The 16,954-nt window shown below is 48.4% G+C and carries 16 protein-coding genes and 2 tRNA genes; 5 read left to right on the top strand and 13 right to left on the bottom strand.

Going from position 1 to position 16,954, the window contains the following annotated elements:
- Positions 1-192 precede the first annotated feature (192 nt).
- Positions 193-2,859 (top strand): ATP-binding protein, encoded by a 2,667-nt coding sequence (locus tag MHM89_RS09735; RefSeq protein WP_239408684.1) that lies wholly within the window; start codon positions 193-195, stop codon positions 2,857-2,859.
- Here MHM89_RS09735 and MHM89_RS09730 read toward each other — a convergent pair whose 3' ends face one another.
- The 6 genes from MHM89_RS09730 to guaB all read right to left on the bottom strand — a co-directional run bounded on the left by MHM89_RS09730 (position 2,860) and on the right by guaB (position 9,076).
- Positions 2,860-4,629, bottom strand: coding sequence for a S41 family peptidase (locus tag MHM89_RS09730; RefSeq protein ID WP_239408683.1), 1,770 nt, complete (start codon positions 4,627-4,629; stop codon positions 2,860-2,862).
- Between the two features lie 267 nt (positions 4,630-4,896).
- Positions 4,897-5,340, bottom strand: a complete 444-nt coding sequence (gene rimI, locus MHM89_RS09725) for a ribosomal protein S18-alanine N-acetyltransferase (RefSeq protein WP_138509930.1) — start codon at positions 5,338-5,340, stop codon at positions 4,897-4,899.
- A complete protein-coding gene (locus tag MHM89_RS09720; RefSeq protein WP_239408682.1) occupies positions 5,327-5,629 on the bottom strand; it encodes a hypothetical protein in 303 nt (100 codons plus the stop codon). The genes rimI and MHM89_RS09720 overlap by 14 nt, the downstream gene beginning before the upstream one ends.
- A gap of 60 nt (positions 5,630-5,689) precedes the next feature.
- A tRNA-Trp gene (locus MHM89_RS09715) sits at positions 5,690-5,766 on the bottom strand.
- Between the two features lie 150 nt (positions 5,767-5,916).
- Complete coding sequence (guaA, locus tag MHM89_RS09710; protein WP_022944337.1) at positions 5,917-7,494, bottom strand: glutamine-hydrolyzing GMP synthase; 1,578 nt, start codon at positions 7,492-7,494, stop codon at positions 5,917-5,919.
- Positions 7,495-7,606: 112 nt separating this feature from the next.
- Complete coding sequence (guaB, locus tag MHM89_RS09705; RefSeq protein ID WP_022944336.1) at positions 7,607-9,076, bottom strand: IMP dehydrogenase; 1,470 nt, start codon at positions 9,074-9,076, stop codon at positions 7,607-7,609.
- A 135-nt stretch (positions 9,077-9,211) separates the two neighbouring features.
- Between guaB and xseA the strand changes: the two genes are divergently transcribed.
- A complete protein-coding gene (gene xseA, locus MHM89_RS09700) occupies positions 9,212-10,570 on the top strand; it encodes an exodeoxyribonuclease VII large subunit (RefSeq protein ID WP_045979541.1) in 1,359 nt (452 codons plus the stop codon).
- On the opposite strand, the gene MHM89_RS09695 is transcribed toward xseA, so the two are convergent.
- Both MHM89_RS09695 and cysE read right to left on the bottom strand, forming a co-directional pair.
- Positions 10,533-11,207 (bottom strand): hypothetical protein, encoded by a 675-nt coding sequence (locus MHM89_RS09695; RefSeq protein ID WP_239408681.1) that lies wholly within the window; start codon positions 11,205-11,207, stop codon positions 10,533-10,535. The two genes, xseA and MHM89_RS09695, sit on opposite strands and share 38 nt — an antisense overlap.
- Before the next feature lie 20 nt (positions 11,208-11,227).
- Entirely contained in the window at positions 11,228-12,043 is an 816-nt protein-coding gene (gene cysE, locus MHM89_RS09690) for a serine O-acetyltransferase (RefSeq protein ID WP_045979543.1), read from the bottom strand.
- A 190-nt stretch (positions 12,044-12,233) separates the two neighbouring features.
- Here cysE and MHM89_RS09685 point away from each other — a divergent pair, with 190 nt between their 5' ends.
- Entirely contained in the window at positions 12,234-12,554 is a 321-nt protein-coding gene (locus MHM89_RS09685; RefSeq protein ID WP_022946280.1) for an Mpo1-like protein, read from the top strand.
- A gap of 35 nt (positions 12,555-12,589) precedes the next feature.
- On the opposite strand, the gene MHM89_RS09680 is transcribed toward MHM89_RS09685, so the two are convergent.
- The 4 genes from MHM89_RS09680 to MHM89_RS09665 all read right to left on the bottom strand — a co-directional run bounded on the left by MHM89_RS09680 (position 12,590) and on the right by MHM89_RS09665 (position 14,452).
- Positions 12,590-12,838: a hypothetical protein gene (locus MHM89_RS09680; protein ID WP_022946281.1), complete on the bottom strand. Its 249-nt coding sequence runs from the start codon at positions 12,836-12,838 to the stop codon at positions 12,590-12,592.
- A 15-nt stretch (positions 12,839-12,853) separates the two neighbouring features.
- Positions 12,854-13,387 carry a hypothetical protein gene (locus MHM89_RS09675; protein ID WP_239408680.1) on the bottom strand — a complete coding sequence of 178 codons (534 nt, stop codon included), beginning with the start codon at positions 13,385-13,387 and terminating at the stop codon, positions 12,854-12,856.
- A gap of 182 nt (positions 13,388-13,569) precedes the next feature.
- Positions 13,570-14,019, bottom strand: a complete 450-nt coding sequence (locus MHM89_RS09670; RefSeq protein ID WP_239408679.1) for a hypothetical protein — start codon at positions 14,017-14,019, stop codon at positions 13,570-13,572.
- 348 nt (positions 14,020-14,367) lie between these two features.
- Positions 14,368-14,452 (bottom strand) — tRNA-Leu (locus tag MHM89_RS09665).
- Between MHM89_RS09665 and MHM89_RS09660 the strand changes: the two genes are divergently transcribed.
- Positions 14,427-14,636, top strand: a complete 210-nt coding sequence (locus MHM89_RS09660) for a hypothetical protein (protein WP_138588425.1) — start codon at positions 14,427-14,429, stop codon at positions 14,634-14,636. The genes MHM89_RS09665 and MHM89_RS09660 overlap by 26 nt on opposite strands.
- Positions 14,637-14,641: 5 nt before the next feature.
- Here MHM89_RS09660 and MHM89_RS09655 read toward each other — a convergent pair whose 3' ends face one another.
- Positions 14,642-16,294, bottom strand: coding sequence for an acyl-CoA dehydrogenase family protein (locus MHM89_RS09655; protein ID WP_239408678.1), 1,653 nt, complete (start codon positions 16,292-16,294; stop codon positions 14,642-14,644).
- 144 nt (positions 16,295-16,438) lie between these two features.
- On the opposite strand from MHM89_RS09655, the gene MHM89_RS09650 reads away from it, so the two are divergent.
- Positions 16,439-16,939: an RDD family protein gene (locus MHM89_RS09650; protein WP_239408677.1), complete on the top strand. Its 501-nt coding sequence runs from the start codon at positions 16,439-16,441 to the stop codon at positions 16,937-16,939.
- Positions 16,940-16,954: the final 15 nt, after the last annotated feature.

Genomic DNA, 16,954 nt, shown 5'->3' with positions numbered 1-16,954 from the left:
AAGCCGGGAATTAATTTAGAGATTATTACGCGTGATTATACCGACTTTAGCATGCACACAAAAGCGCCTAATACCGACAAAAGTGACTTCTACGCATTGCCATGTGTATTATTGCTAAGCAATTTTGTATAATTTTTCGTTCGTTTGAGTTAGTAAGCTGTTTTTTACGTTGCAAGGAGCCGCACCCATACCATGAAAACCAGTAAGTTAAGTATACGATTACTATGGTATATCACTCCGGTGGTGATTTTGCCCTTGCTGTTTTTAGGTGGCTTTACCTTGACCAACGTAACTTCAAGCTCACAACAGCAAACACAGCTCATTGTAAGCCGCTTTGTCGAACAGCAGCAAAATAAGGTGTTTCACTCCCTCAATGTCTATCACTCAACCACCGAGCTGTTAACAAGTTCACCAGTACTGCAAGACTTCGTGCCGGAAATACATCAGAGCAGCGACCGCTACACCGAACGTTTAGCGGCGCTAATGGATGTGTTTGGCAGCTACACCCAAGCTTACCCAGATATACTCAGTATTAACTTAGTGTCGCCACAGCAAAAAAGTTACGCTTACTTTTCAACGAAATTAGAGTCCGCACCGCAGGCATACCCATTTTTTGAGAAACTCAGCGCCAGTTCCCTGCGCCGCCAGCAATTTATGGTGCAAAATGAACGCGGCGAAACCACACTGTACTTCGTGCAAAAGGTATTTACCCCAGATTACCACTTAGAGCGCCCTATTTTATTGGGCTACGTAATCATGCGCGTGCAGCCAACAGTACTTAATACAGCGATTTTAGAGTCTCCGTACAACAATACCCTCAACTTGATGCTCACTGAGCAAGGGAAAATTCTATTTAGCTCTAACCACGCCCTGCGAGGCCAGAGTATCGCCAGCGAAGAGATGCGTAAAATTAGCTTATGGGCCGATAATGGTCGCCTCAACGAGCTCGCCTTACACAGTATTGATCACACACAACGCTTGGTGTATGCGGTGCAAATGGCCGGAGGCCACTATTTCATTACCAGTATTCCGAAAGAATTACTGTACGAGTCTGGCAAAGTCATTAGCTTGATCACCGCCTTAATTGTGATGATCTCTGTTATCACTCTGCCAATACTCATTTTTATTGTTGTACGTAACTTGCTGTTAAACCCTATCGAACAGTTGGGGGCGGCCAGTCACCGCGTTGGCGAGAATGACCTTGCCGTACGCCTACCCGATGATCGCAAGGACGAGGTAGGCCAACTCTTTAGTGATTTCAATCACATGGTTAATAAAATTTACCACACCCAGGGAGAGCTCGAAGAATACAAAAACACCTTGGAACAAAAGGTAGAAGCGCGCACCTTGGAGCTGGAAAAAACCAATAAGGCGTTAGAGCTCGCCATAGAACAAGCCGAGCAAGCCAACCAACTTAAAAGTCGCTTCCTAGCCAATATGAGTCATGAGATCCGCACTCCGCTGACGGCAATTATGGGTTTCACCGAGCAACTACTTGATAACAATAAGATAAAAGAAGAAAAAGTGCACACCCAGCTCGCTACGGTACTGCGCAATTCACGCCACCTGCTGGAACTGATTAATAACATTCTCGACTTATCGAAAATCGAAGCTGAGAAATTGGATATGAATCATGAACCGGTGTCGCTATACGAATTACTCCATGATCTTGAGTCCATCGTCGAGCCTCAAGCGCAGCAAAAACAACTGCAATTCGATATTGACTATCACTTCCCGCTGCCCAAATATTTAAGCAGCGATCAAACGCGATTAAAGCAAATCCTTTTAAACATTCTCACTAATGCGGTGAAGTTCACCACCCAAGGTGGCGTGCATATGAGCATTCGCTATCAAAGTGGCATGCTGGAGTTTGTTGTTACCGACACGGGTATTGGTATTTCAGATAAAGAACTGGACCGTATATTTAAGCCCTTTGAACAAGCCGATGCCACCACTACACGACGTTTTGGCGGCAGCGGCCTTGGCCTCTGTATTGCTAAAAACTTGGCGCAGCTACTCGGCGGTGATATTTGGGCACAAAGCCAACAAGGGGTCGGCAGTCAATTCACTATTCATGTTGCTTGCTATCAACAATATACCGAACAGGATTATTACTACGACCACGCACAAATGCAGCCAGTTTACAGCGAACGTCCGGCCCTGAGCGAGCAGCGCTTTGATGGCGATATTCTTGTGGCGGAAGACAACAAAGATAACCAGGCGTTAATATCACTGCTACTTGAACGCTGGGGGATTGAGCCTGACTTTGCTAACAACGGCGCAGAGGCGGTGGAAAAGGCCTTGGTCAAAGACTACCAGTTAATTCTTATGGATATGCAAATGCCCGTTATGGGCGGAGAAGAGGCCACCAAAATGCTCCGCCATGCCGCTTATGATGGCCCTATTATCGCCTTAACTGCCAACGTGATGAAACATGATATTGAGCGCTACCTCGGTGCTGGCTGTGATAAGACTTTAGGGAAGCCTATTGATAAACAGGAGCTTGAGCATACGTTAGCCACCTACTTGAGCATTCAACAAGAAGCAGCCTCACAGTGGGACGATATTTTGCAAAGCGAGCGTTTTTTGCAAATTAATGCCAATTATAAGGAAAAGCTACCCGAGTACCTTGATGAGGTGCTTGGCCACCACCATGACGGGGATTGGGAACAATTGCAGTCACTGGCTCACAGCATCAAAGGCAGCGCCAGCTGTTTTGGTTTCTTTGCCATTGCCGAAGCAGCGGGCGAGCTCGAGCAGGTCTTACGTCAAGGCCACCATGACAGCCATGACTACAGCGTACTTAAGCTCGAACACGCCATTCGCTATGTGCTCGAGCAAGATGTCGAGCCGAGCTAATCACTGCGCGTGTTTATGCGCGCCAATAATTCCATGAATGGCTGCCATGGCCGGGTCATGAGCATTGAAGTACTGCTTTGATGACAGTGTCACCGGCACATGAGGAGCAATCCAAATACGGTGGTCCTCGGCCTTTGACGCTTGATGGAACTGCGATGAAATCAAGCCCCAAACGCCACTGTAAGGCAACTTAAACCAGCCACTCTCACCAAGATGATTAGGTCGACTGCCACTGGGTTCGCCGACAATAATGGCATCACTTAAGCGATTTAAATCAGCCAGTAACAAGTGTGCTGCGGAAAAGGTATTACGGCCAACAATTACAAACAGCTTATGTTGTTCACGCTCTTGTGCAAAGTGCAGCAACGCTCTGGTTAACGGTGGAATAATCGAGCCATTTCCGCCGCTATTATGACGCAAATCGAGCACTAAGTTCTGCACTTGGCGCTCGTTAGCTATGCGTGAAATGCGCTTACTAAAAGCAGCAAGTGATTCCGACTTTTTTTGCCCAACTCGATTAAATTGTACGTAAGCTAAGTTTTGTTCTGGGCTTATTTTGAGCCAGTAAGGTTGATGCTGCTGACTCAGATAAAGTGGATTATGTTGCTCTTCTAGCTTTGGTAACTTCGGAAACCCGGTGAAGTTGAAAGACTCTGCGGGCAAGGTAATGTGCGTTGTCACCCCCTGCGAGTCGGAGACCGTCAGCGCGGTTTTCTCTGTCTCTTTTGTCACCCCCACTCCCTGTAAGACCTGAGGTAAAGAGAGGTAAAATGGCGCAAGCCATAATTGTTGCATCTCATTATCACGGGCATTAACCATGGCTACCTTGTCCACCACTTGTGCAATCGGTGTATTGCCGATACGCAACACTTTTTGCCCTACCAAATGGCGATATTTAGCACTGGCGGAAACAATAAAATAACCATCATTAAAACGATAAAATTGTACTGGCAGTTGCGTAAATGCCCCTTTCAATGAGTGCGTCGGCACAATAAAATTGTGACCATTGCCGAGGCTGCCCAACAATGACATAAACTGGAACACGATTTGTTGGTCGCTCAGACTCGGGATCGCCTCAGCTATTTGTTGTACTTTCGCGGTAAAGGCTTGTTGACTGATGTGGTGAAAGGCATTGACGTGCAAGCGCTCAATCTCAGCCACTAAAAAATCGAGATCCTTAAGCCATTGTTGGTCGCGACTGAGATTATCAGCTAACGCGGCCCCGGCAATGGCTTTAAACTGTGTGTTCGTAGCCAACGCAGTAAAGTGCCTGCTAGTTAGCAAGCTTTTGCGGTCATCCCAGCGATAAGCCAGTGCTCGTTCTAACCACTGAAGCGCGGCTTGGCTTTCACCCAAAGCGCTGTAACAACGCGCTATTTTAACCATCATATCGTTGGCCGGTGACGAGGTGGAGGGCACTCCTGAGATAATAGTCCCTAGTGCAATTGCTCGCTCCAAAGCGGGTATCGCTTTCTCATACTGTTTATCTAGCATATAGCCATGCCCCAGTAGAAACCATGTATCACCATCATCACGGTATGCTTTTGTAAGTGTCTCTAACAAGGGTAAAGCCAACTGCCACTGCTCTTGGCGAGTATACTGCACAGCCTGCTGACGCTGCCGCCAGTAACTTTTTGCGTCTTTGGGAAACGCATCGGAGGGAGCGTTTATAAAGGCATTGTTGGTCATTACATCGGCACGCGAGTTGGCCGCCACCGGCGCGCTCACTAACACACACGCCATCATAGAGCATAGTAAAGTTGTTCTCATTTATTATTCTTCTTTAGCCAGATAACATCATCACTTAACCTAACAAGCGAAGACAATGCGTTGCTAAAAAATAGGCGCCCTGCGCAGCAGCTACAATAGCGACACGTCGTTCTCATCGTGTTCGGTAAGTGTCATTTTTAGCTAATACTATCAAGGTGTTGAGATCGACACCTTATCTAAGTTGTAACAAATTATCTGGTTGCACTAGCTTAAATTCAAAGCCGGTAGCTTAAGATAACAAGAGATATATGCTTGAAGGGGGGGCGCTTAAGACTGCGCTACATCTAGCTCGCGCATCATTAACAGTGCATCTTCGCCGTCTGGGTAATACCCTTTGCGTCGACCATTAATTACAAAGCCACTGCGCTGATAAAGGCCGGTGGCAGCATCATTACTCGCCCGCACTTCTAAAAAGATGGCCTCGCATTGGCGCGCTGTTGCTTGGTTTATAAGGTGGTTCATTAGCGCTTTACTGAGCCCCTGCCCTTGCTTATTTGGAACAATACAAATGTCCATTAGCGTGCAATCTGGGCCCGCTTGCTCGGCTATATAAAAGCCCACCAGCTCAGCCTCATCATAGAGCCCGGCGTTGAAATAACGCCCACCTAGGCATGAGCGTATCAGCTTTTCGCTCCACGGGTGGCTGTGACAGGCATTTTCAATAACGCATACCGCCTGGATATGATCCAACGACAGCTCACTCACTTGCATGGCTGTACTCGTCAATCACATTCGATAACTGCTGCCACAACGCCTGCTTTTGAGTGACCGCCAGCGTTGCTGCGGGCAAGTAGACGCTCAGCCCCTGCACTTGTGGGCTTGGTACATCACTAATATAAACAGCAGCGCCTGGTGGCAAGCAACGTAAAATATCTTGTGCCACTGTGTTGTTTAGTGGCTCTGCATTGGCCGAATTGACATGTGCAACGGGCGCTGTTTCGTCGCTGCTGCGTAAACGCACAGGTTGAATCGCAAGTATATCGGCAATATCTGGATGCATAGTAATGATTAAGTCGTTTTGGCGAGAGCCAGTGTAGCGCAAAGCTAGAAAAGAAAGAAGTGGCAGGGGCGGAGAGATTCGAACTCCCAACCGTCGGTTTTGGAGACCGCTGTTCTACCAATTGGAACTACGCCCCTGCAATGTCGACGCATTATAATGAGGTTTTTAAAAAGGTAAAGAAAAAATCACGCTCACCCGGTTTAACTGCTTTTAAAATAAACAAACGGCATGCAATTGCTTGCATGCCGCTTTAATATCGCTGTTATTTTGCCGTGAGGCCTAAATAACTATTCCCACTCGATAGTCGCTGGCGGCTTACCTGAGATGTCATACACCACGCGAGAAATACCATCGATTTCGTTAATAATACGGTTAGACACCTTACCAAGGAATTCATAGGGTAAGTGTGACCAACGCGCGGTCATAAAGTCGATGGTTTCAACACAACGTAGGCTCACCACCCAGTCATATTTACGCGCATCACCCATCACCCCGACCGAGCGCACTGGCAAGAACACCGTGAAGGCTTGGCTTACTTTGTGATAAAGCTCCGCTTTGTGCAGCTCTTCGATGAAAATAGCATCAGCGCGACGGAGCAAGTCGCAATACTCTTTCTTAATTTCACCCAGTACCCGTACACCTAGGCCTGGGCCTGGGAATGGGTGGCGATACAACATGTCATAAGGAAGACCCAGCTCAAGGCCTATCTTGCGTACTTCGTCTTTGAACAATTCACGCAGCGGCTCAACAAGGCCCAGCTTCATGTCTTCTGGCAAACCACCAACATTGTGGTGTGACTTGATGACATGGGCTTTACCGGTCGCCGAGGCGGCTGATTCAATTACATCTGGGTAGATAGTTCCTTGCGCCAACCACTGCGCATTCACACGTTTGCCCGCTTCTTCATTGAATACATCAACAAAGGTGTAACCAATGGCTTTACGTTTAGCTTCTGGCTCATCAATCCCTTCTAAGGCTTTCAAAAAGCGCTCTTCGGCATCTATTTTGATGATATTGAGGCCAAAGTGGTCGCCGAACATATCCATCACCTGCTCGCCTTCGTTCAAGCGTAACAGGCCGTTGTCAACAAACACACAAGTTAGTTTATCGCCAATGGCTTTATGAATAAGCATCGCCACGACAGACGAGTCTACCCCACCGGATAGGCCTAAGATCACTTCTTCGTCACCGACTTTTTCACGAATACGCTCAACAGCATCTTCGATGATTTGCGCGGGTGTCCAAAGCTTTTCACAGCCACAGATATCAACCACAAAGCGCTCTAACAGACGCAGACCTTGAAGTGTATGAGTCACTTCTGGGTGGAACTGCACGCCATAAAAACGTTTTTCTTCCCATGACATCGCTGCATGGGGACAGGTGTCTGTTCTCGCTGTGGTAGCAAACTGAGGGGGAATTTCTTCTACTTTATCGCCGTGGCTCATCCATACATCAAGCAGACCGTTGCCGTTGTCGCCAAGGTGATCTTCAATGGCTTCAAACAAGGCACAATTACCTACTTTTTCCACTTGCGCATAGCCAAACTCTTTCTTATCAGAGCCGTGTACTTTACCGCCAAGCTGCGCCGCCATGGTTTGCATGCCATAACACACACCCAGAACCGGAACACCCGCTTCAAATACGTAGTCAGGTGCACGCGGGCTGCCCTCTTCGACTGTAGATTCAGGGCCACCAGATAAAATGATGCCTTGCGGGTTAAATTCACGAATTTGCTCTTCCGTTACATCCCACGCCCATAATTCACAGTAAACGCCTATTTCACGCACGCGGCGGGCGATCAGCTGGGTGTACTGCGAACCAAAGTCGAGGATCAATATACGGGAATCATGGATGTCTTTGCTCATTGCTGTCTCATCTAAATTAAATGATGGCGGACCCAGTGCAACCAGGTCCTTTACGCTAACCGAAATTAAGCAGGGCTAGCAGTTGCTAGCCCTGATTGCACCGTTTTCGCGCCTAGCCTAGGCGGTAGTTGGGCGCTTCTTTAGTAATTTGCACATCGTGTACGTGCGACTCGCCCATACCGGCCGAGGTAACGCGTACAAACTGTGGCTTAGTGTTCATCTCTTCAATGGAGGCCGAGCCAGTTAGGCCCATGGAGCTGCGCAGACCACCCATTTGTTGGTGGATAATATTGCCAATCGGGCCTTTGTAAGCGACGCGGCCTTCGATGCCTTCTGGTACCAGTTTCTCGGCTTCTTTCGAAGTTTGGAAATAGCGATCTGACGACCCTTCTTTTTGGTCCATCGCACCTAATGAGCCCATGCCACGGTAAGATTTATAGTAGCGTCCTTGATACAGCTCAACCTCGCCTGGCGACTCTTCAGTCCCCGCAAGCATTGACCCCACCATGACGCACGATGCACCGGCAACCAGTGCTTTAGCAATATCGCCTGAGAAGCGAATCCCCCCATCGGCAATAACAGGAATATCACGTCCTTTAAGGCCCTCAACAGCATCTGAAATAGCGGTAATTTGGGGTACACCACAACCAGTCACGATACGCGTAGTACAGATAGAGCCTGGGCCGATGCCCACTTTCACGGCATCCACGCCAGCATCAGCAAGGGCAATAGCGCCTTCAGCTGTTGCTACGTTACCAGCAACGATTTGTAAATCTGGGTAAGCTGCACGCGTTTCTTTGACGCGGTCAATAACCCCTTGCGAGTGGCCATGTGAGGTATCGATGAGTAGCACATCAACACCGGCTTCAACCAATGCAGCGATGCGCTCGTCAGTACCAGCACCAACACCCACTGCAGCACCGACGCGTAAGCGACCTTGCTCATCTTTACAGGCGTTTGGTTTGTCCATGGCTTTTTGGTAATCCTTCACTGTGATCATGCCTTTCAGTTTAAAAGCGTCATCAACAACTAGGATTTTCTCAATGCGGTGCTCGTGCATCAGCCCGAGGATCTGGTCACGATCAGCATTTTCGCTTACCGTAACAAGGTCTTCTTTTTTGGTCATCACGCTAGAAACAGGCTTGCTCAGCTGAGTTTCAAAACGCATATCACGGCTGGTAACAATACCCTGAAGGTTATTGTCTTTGTCGGTCACCGGGAAACCAGAGAAGCCTTTCTCAATCGCAAGTGCTTGTGCATCAGCGATAGTCAGGTCCGCTGGTACGGTCACAGGTTGTGACACGACCCCTGCCTCGTACGTTTTTACTTTACGTACATTGGCCGCCTGTTCGGCGATGGTCATGTTTTTGTGAATAAAGCCCAGTCCACCTTCTTGCGCTAGAGCAATGGCTAAACGCGCTTCAGTCACTGTATCCATAGATGCAGAAACAAGCGGGAGGTTCAGCTTAATGCCGCGAGTAAGGCGAGTGGTAAGGTCCGCTGTGTGCGGTAGAACAGTAGAATGACCAGGTACTAAAAGTACGTCGTCAAAGGTAAGAGCTTCTTTAGCGATCCTAAGCATTGGCAACTTCTCACGAATTGGTGATTGGATGGAGTTGCGGCGGCATTTTATCAGCGATAATAGGGCGAGTAAATAAAATTCGCCGTTTATTTATGATAAAGTGGCGACAACTTTTTCGCTCTCTTGGGTCGTTCTATGTATTCACAACCCCACGCTAATACGCCAGCTGCCGTATACACCGTATCGCGCCTAAACCGCGAAATCCGAACCGTGTTAGAACGTGGCTTTGCCAGTATAGTACTCAATGGTGAAATTTCTAACTTTGTTGCCCCCGCTTCTGGACATTGGTACTTCTCCTTAAAAGACGATAAATCCCAAGTACGCGCAGCGATGTGGCGCGGCAACAACCGCTATGCACAAATTCGCCCAAAGAACGGCGACCAAGTGCAAGTACATGCACGAGTCTCATTGTATGAACCGCGCGGTGACTACCAAGTCATCGTCGAGCGCATGGAAGCCGCTGGCGAGGGGCTGCTTAAACAACAGTTCGAAGCCTTAAAAATGCGTTTGGCTAGTGAAGGACTCTTTAACTCTAGTTACAAAAAGCCGTTGCCTAGCAGCATCAATAAAGTAGGTGTTGTCACGTCCAGCACTGGGGCCGCTATAAAGGATATTTTAACCGTATTAAAGCGCCGCGCACCGCAGCTTGAAGTGGTTATTTACCCTTGCCAAGTGCAAGGTGATAGTGCCCATCAAGGGATCATCGATAAAATTGCTCTAGCCAATGCCCGCAAAGAGGTTGATGTATTAATTGTGGGGCGCGGTGGCGGCAGCTTAGAAGACTTGTGGTGCTTTAATCACGAGCAATTGGCTCGCGCTATTTTTGCCAGTGAATTACCTGTGATCAGTGCCGTGGGTCATGAAATAGATACCACTATCAGCGACTTTGTTGCTGATATACGTGCGGCGACCCCCTCGGCGGCGGCCGAGTTAGTGAGTCCCGATAGCGAACAAATTAAGCAGTTTTTAGCGCATAAAAAGCAGCAGCTACACAGCGCATGGCGACACCGCTTAGCGGCCTATCAACAGCAATTGCAGCAACTACAAAGCCGTTTATCACACCAGCATCCAGCTAATCAGTTGATGCAACAGCAGCAGCGTTTAGATGAGTTGCAAATGCGTCTACACCGCGCCATGGAGCAGCGTTTTAACCACCAGCAACAGCACCTTGGCGAGCTTAGTATGCGTTTGCAACGCGCCAACCCAGCACAACGGGTAGCCAGCGCCAAATATCAATTGCAGCAACTGTCGAGCCGTCTAGTGGCAAGCCAAAAAGAACAACTCTATCGCGCCCAAAGCGAACTGAGCCACCTCGCTACTCGCCTTGATAGCATCAGCCCTTTGGCCGTACTTGGGCGCGGCTACAGCATTACGCGCGCCGACTCGGGAATTATTAAGTCAGTACAGCAAGTACAACCGGGCCAAACACTGCATACGCGCGTGGCCGATGGTGAGGTTACGACGACGGTGGTAGGCGTTCAACCCAAAGATTAAGACCCGCTTCAGAGCTGCGCGAATTGGTGCGGTGAAACTGCTGCCACCACGGCTGTTCCATAAGAGTATTTTGAATATTGTGCCAATCGTCACGCGGGTCGAGTTCAACGTCTTCTTGGGCTGAGAACTGCAGGCGACACACCGTTTGCTTACATTGGGCGGTATCGAGTTTAATCTTGTACGCCAACCCTTGGCTGTAAACAAAGTCACTCACTTTGGTCTCAACTTCATAGGCCCAAGCTTCGTCTCGCTCTTGATGGGTAAATCGCTCTTTAAGTTCGGCCTCCATGTCACTGGGTGCATCCAGAATATGCTTGTAGGTAGCAATGGTTTGCTTAGCGGCCGCTAATTCACGGCGTAAAGTATCAATGTCGCTGGCACTGTTAGCGGCACCCTGGGGTTGTTCGGGGGCGACCTCTAGCGTATCGGTAGCGGGTGGCGGCTGCTGTTTTTTTAATGCTGTTTGAGGTGATTCAGGCAGCGCCGCGAGCTGAGGGGGATGAGTTACAAGTTGAGCATCACTTGATGGTGCGGGCTGCGTTGCTGGCACGGGTGATGGCTCGAAGAACACCATATAACCGCCTCCGAAGCCCAACGAGAATGCCCCCAGTGCAGTTATAACAAGTTGTTTATTCATCCCTTTTCACTCTAGTGCCACTACAACATGGCACTAGTATGCGATTGATTCTCTTGTTCGTCATCTAAAAAGTTTTGATTCATGCTTTCCGCTGGACAAGGACAGTCCGGTTTGCCCACCAATTTAGCGGGAACGCCAACGGCGGTCATATGCGGCGGCACTGAGCTCAATACTACCGAGCCGGCACCAATACGCGCACCCTCACCCACTTCAATATTGCCCAGAACTTTCGCCCCGGCGCCAATCAGCACCCCGGCACGAATTTTAGGGTGGCGATCGCCAGACTCGTTACCTGTACCACCTAAAGTGACCGACTGCAAAATAGACACATTGTCTTCAATCACCGCTGTCTCACCAATAACAATGCCTGTCGCATGGTCAAACATGATGCCGTGACCAACACGGCACGCGGGGTGAATATCAACACCAAACACCTCTGAGCAACGGCTTTGTATAAATCGAGCCAGCTCGATGCGCCCTTGACGCCACAAGCAATGAGCCAACCTGTGCGCTTGAATGGCGTGAAAGCCTTTAAGGTTTAAGATCACCGTTAAATAAGTATCCACCGCTGGGTCACGATCGCGAACGGCTTTAATATCGTTTGCTACATGAGTAAGCATGGTATCGCAGTCCACAAACGCTTGGTCAAATAGCTCACGAATAGTAAACGCTGACACCACCGCATCGGCGAGTTTGTTGGCCACGATAAAGCTTAGCGCCGAGCCAAGGCACTCATGATTAAGCACACACGAGTATACGTGCGAGGCCAATAATGGCTCTTTAGTTACAACTTGATTTGCTTCTTCTCTGAGCTGCTGCCAGATTTCATGACGCATGGGCATATCCACCAACTTACGAACAACGGACTTGTAATAGACTAAGTGTAACGGATCTGCCCACTATCACGCCATCCCGAGGGCAATTTAGGGTCGTTATCAGATATAACTAAAACAACTAAGGAAAGAACTGTTGTCGTTAATGCAAAAATAAAGCTAGGCTAAGGTCATAGCCGCATTGGAGAAGAATATGCCCCAAGCAATTGATAAAAAGAACTTTAATAGCTTTAAAGCGTTTTACCCTTATTACTTACAAGAGCACGAAAACCCTGTGTGCCGACGTTTACATTTTATCGGCAGTTTAGTGGTGCTGGCGATATTAGGCTTTGCTGTGTTCAGCGGCAGCTACATTTGGTTGTGGGCGATGCCTGTGGCCGGTTACGGCTTTGCATGGGTGGGTCATTTCTTTTTCGAGAAAAATCGCCCTGCTACCTTTCGCCATCCAGTTTACAGCTTGATTGGCGACTGGGTCATGTTTAAAGATATGCTCATTGGCAAAGTGCCTTGGTAGCCCCAAGCTTTGCCACTGAGAGCTCTAATAGGGTGCTACACCCCCACACCAAGGGTTTTTAACAACGCCAACACACTTTTAGCATTATCTGCTAATGCCAACTGCTTATCATGCTCTGAAGTCGCCTGATGCACAGCCGCAATCATCTCATGCAGCTCTTTTAGTTCATCATCACTAAAGGCACTACGAAGTTGTGGCTTCGACATGGGTAAGGAATTGCTTAAATCAGCGGCAATCTGGGTGATATCGTCGGCGAACTCGCCTCTTAAATCGTTTAGGCTCATTATTCTATCCTGTTATTAAAGGCCTGCGCTTTGTAATGATTTATCGATAAAGGTGCTAATTGTTGGCGGGATCGGCAGTAAATCACCCACCTCCCTTATGGCGCTTTGCTGCAAACTCAATACCGAATTAGCGCTAATAAGTAACTCGGTGATGCTTTCATTCGCTTCAAGGGTTGCTTGCACATTGCCATGAATAGTGCGACGCATCCTATCGGCTTCATCGTGAATGCTGCCTCGTACTTGCGTGCGGATAAGGGCCGCCAAACCAGCCACATCTTCACGTTGCTGTGAGTTGAGATTATCATTATCAGCCAGCTGTCGTTTGCTACGATAACTTTGCTCCGCTTTGGTATATACCTTATGCCAGCGCTCATCAAGCATCGCATAAGCAGAGTGCTCCCACGCATCCACCATGGCCAAACCATTATCCCCAATCGCGGCGATGCCTTTCGAGACTTGCTGATTGGCGGTAATCGCCTGTTGTGGAACGCTAGTACAGCCACCGAGAATGACCGTCGCCAATACCACCGCACTAAACACCCGAGTCATTGTTATTGCTTCCTTTTTTATTATTTGTCCCGCTAATAGAGTAACTTAGTTCGGATGAATTGCCACCTTTAATCACCCTATTTGAGTTAAGTGCACCACTGTGTAGCAGTGCTCATTGCGGCGATAGGGCTTGGATGGATAAAGGAGAAAGTGAAGTTGCAGACTGAAGAGCACGACCTGATTTAGTTATGCTCTTCAATTTGATGCGGTGTCAATGTGACACGAAGCACCTCTTTTTTTACAGGCAAAGATGGATTATTTTTCAGCGCTGCTGCGGTGTAATTCGACATAGTCAATTGCAGCGTTGCGGTATCTATTGCATCATTACTTAACCAGTTAATATCTGTTACCTCTCCTTGGTGAGTCAAGATAAATAGATTTGTCTGCGGGTACTCATCAAAGGTCGCGACACTTAAATAATATTGATACTTACACACCCCATGTGTTTCGATAAAACATTGCTCTTCATAAACTGGGGCTTGGTACATGCGCACATACAATGATTTATCAACTTGGTTTGAATAATCGTTTACCTCGGTGACAACTCCAAATGAAATCGCTTTTTCAAAATCTCCCTCTAGGGAAGTACATGCACCAAGAAAAACCATACATGCTAATAATGCCAACCTCATCAGGCTCTCCTAGTTCATCGCAATGTAGATAAGATATTTGTAAAGTACCGGTACCCGAGCTGAGTCCTCTTCCGTTACGCTCATTTCCGAATTTTATAGTGCCTTAAAAAATGGCGCGGATCGCACAAAGGTTACAATAAGGAGGCTGTTTAAACAAAGCGCTTCTCGATTATTCTTGAAGCCCCTTGTCACTTTAACTACATGAAGAACAACGTTATTTAAAAGCGTATAAAATAGAGCTCACATAGTGGGCTGCGGCTCATTGCTTAAGGTCGGCTACATTAGGTAAGTTGATATCAAATTTCAGGCATAAAAAAACCCTAGCCAATCGGCTAGGGTTATCAAAAGTGGTACCAGTGGGCGGACTTGAACCGCCACGCCCGAAGGCAACGGATTTTGAATCCGTCATGTCTACCAATTCCATCACACTGGCATCTTTTTTCTTTGACCTTCTCAACGAGAAGATAAAGAAAAACCACTTCAGAGCAAAGGCTTTGTTTATCTGCCCTCATCTCTATGCCGTGCATTATACAAAGAATGAAAAGCGCGGCAAGCGTTTTATGTTATTAATGTGTCAACTGCTGAATAAACAACCAAGCATGAGCATGGATGTTTAACAATATCAGCACTTAGGCATAAAGCGTTTAATAATTGCCTGCATATCAATATTTTCATTGAGTGTGCCATATTGATGGTGGCTTTGTGGCGCTAAACGCGAGCGCACAAAGGCATCGGCAATTAAGGGGTCGCCGCAAATAAGCAAGGTTGCACCCTGCCACAGTAGGGCCAAGCTCTCCATGATTTGCCGCGCATGTATTTCAATCGCCCCTTTATCACCAAGCTGGGCCTGCAACTGCGCTAACCGTTCATCGAACTGCGCATACTGGCCCTTTGCCTGCTCTAATTCCCGCAGTAACGCCTTTAACGTATCCGGCTCTTTATTCAGCACCCGCAATAAGTCTAAACACTGCACATTGCCCGAGCCCTCCCAAATGGCGTTCACCGGGGCCTCTTTATATAAACGGCTGAGCACATTGTCGTTTACATACCCCACCCCACCGACACACTCCATGGCCTCATAGGTGTGTTGTACGGCGCGCTTGCAAATCCAATACTTGCCGATTGCAGTGGCACTGCGTACTAACGCTCGATGGTGGCGATCATCTTGGTTATCTAATGCATTGGCGATACGCATAGAGATAGCCAAAGCAGCCTCGGCCTCAATGGCTAAATCGGCTAATACGTTGCGCATAAGCGGTTGCTGGTGCAAACCTTTGCCAAAGGCCTGGCGTTCATGGGTATGCCAAATCGCTTCTTTCGCTGCTTGCGCCATCAGTGCCGAAGAACCCAGCATGCAGTCGTAGCGCGTTAAAGCCACCATTTGAATGATAGTAGCAATGCCGCGCCCGGGCTCACCCAATAACCACCCATGAGCACCGCGAAATTCCACCTCGGAGCTGGCGTTAGATTGATTCCCTAATTTATTTTTAAGGCGCTGGATATGCATTGGGTTCTTGCTGCCATCCTCGCGCCAACGGGGAACTAAAAAGCATGAAAGCTGTTGCTCTACCTGGGCTAACACCAAAAAGCCATCGCACATCGGCGCCGAGCAAAACCACTTATGACCCACTATTTCATACAATTGCCCCGGCCCGATCGCAGCTACAGGGGTGGCATAGGTGGTGTTTGCTCGCACATCACTGCCACCTTGTTTTTCGGTCATTGCCATCCCTATGGTCACGCCTTGCTTTTCATACCAAGGCTTATTGCTTTCATCATAGTGACGCGACAAAATCTTGGGCAGCCACCGATCGGCCACCTCTTTTTGTACCGCGATTGCCGGAACGCTGGCGAAAGTCATGGTTAACGGGCAGCCCGAGCCTGGGTCGGCGTGGCTGTGTAAAAAAGCCAGTGCCCCGCGCACCACATGCGCCCCGCTTTTGCTTTCCAACCAAGGTAGCGCACAGTGACCACTTTGCACTGCATGGCGCATCAGTTGATGATAAGCGGGGTGATAATCGACTTGATCAATGCGCTCACCAAAACGGCTATGACTAACAAATTCGGGAAGGTGCTTATTAGCAAGGAAGCCGGCCTCTAATAGTGGCCCACCTATGCCTTCACCAAAGTTGCAAAGCATGGGCGCGCCCCAACTGCCACCGAACCGCGTTAACCAGTATTGCAACACCTCATCGGCGCTAAAGGCATTGTAATTCGCTAATGGCTTGGGTTGATTAAATACCGAGTGTGTATCTGCTAGGCTGTTGTTATTCATTTATTTTTCTCACAGTGCGGCAGTGGAGTTATGTCACTGACTATAGCAGGTCTGACCACCTTGTCGAGCGAGCACTAAGAGCGTCGCCTTTGTGCAGGGGGTTTGCTACACTGTCGCCGATTTTATCGCTTAGGAAATGTTGTCATGTCTGCTGATTATGCACGCACTGGGTTTGCCCGACGTATCGCCTCATTAATTTATGATGGCCTTGTGGTTATCGCATTTGCCATGCTGACCACGGTGGTGTACTTGCTTGTTGTACAAGGCGCTATCTCGCTAGGTTGGTTAAGCTTAGGTGAGGCGGAAGATGTGGCAGCGTTGATTCAACAAAATACCCTTCTCTATGTGCTCCGTGATGTGCTTTTAGTCTTAGTAAGCCTAAGCTTTTTTGGCTACTTCTGGAGTAAGAGTGGGCAAACAATCGGTATGCGTGCATGGCGTATGCAAGTGCGCCGGCTCGATGGCAGCCTTCCAGGCTTTTGGCAAAGCGCATGGCGTAGCCTGTGCGCGTTACTTGGCTTAGGCAATATCCTGGTCTTGGTTGATATAAAGAACAAACGCGCCCTGCAGGACTACTTATCGGGCTGTGAAGTGGTTACCTTAAGCAAAGAAGAGAACAAGAAAATTTACCAAGCTCTAGATTAAGCACAGCAAGCGGCG

Source organism: Pseudoalteromonas sp. CNC9-20, from assembly GCF_022347875.1.
Classification (GTDB): domain Bacteria; phylum Pseudomonadota; class Gammaproteobacteria; order Enterobacterales; family Alteromonadaceae; genus Pseudoalteromonas; species Pseudoalteromonas ruthenica.
Note: the sequence above shows the minus strand (reverse complement) of the source record. Positions and strands in the feature narration are given on the sequence as shown.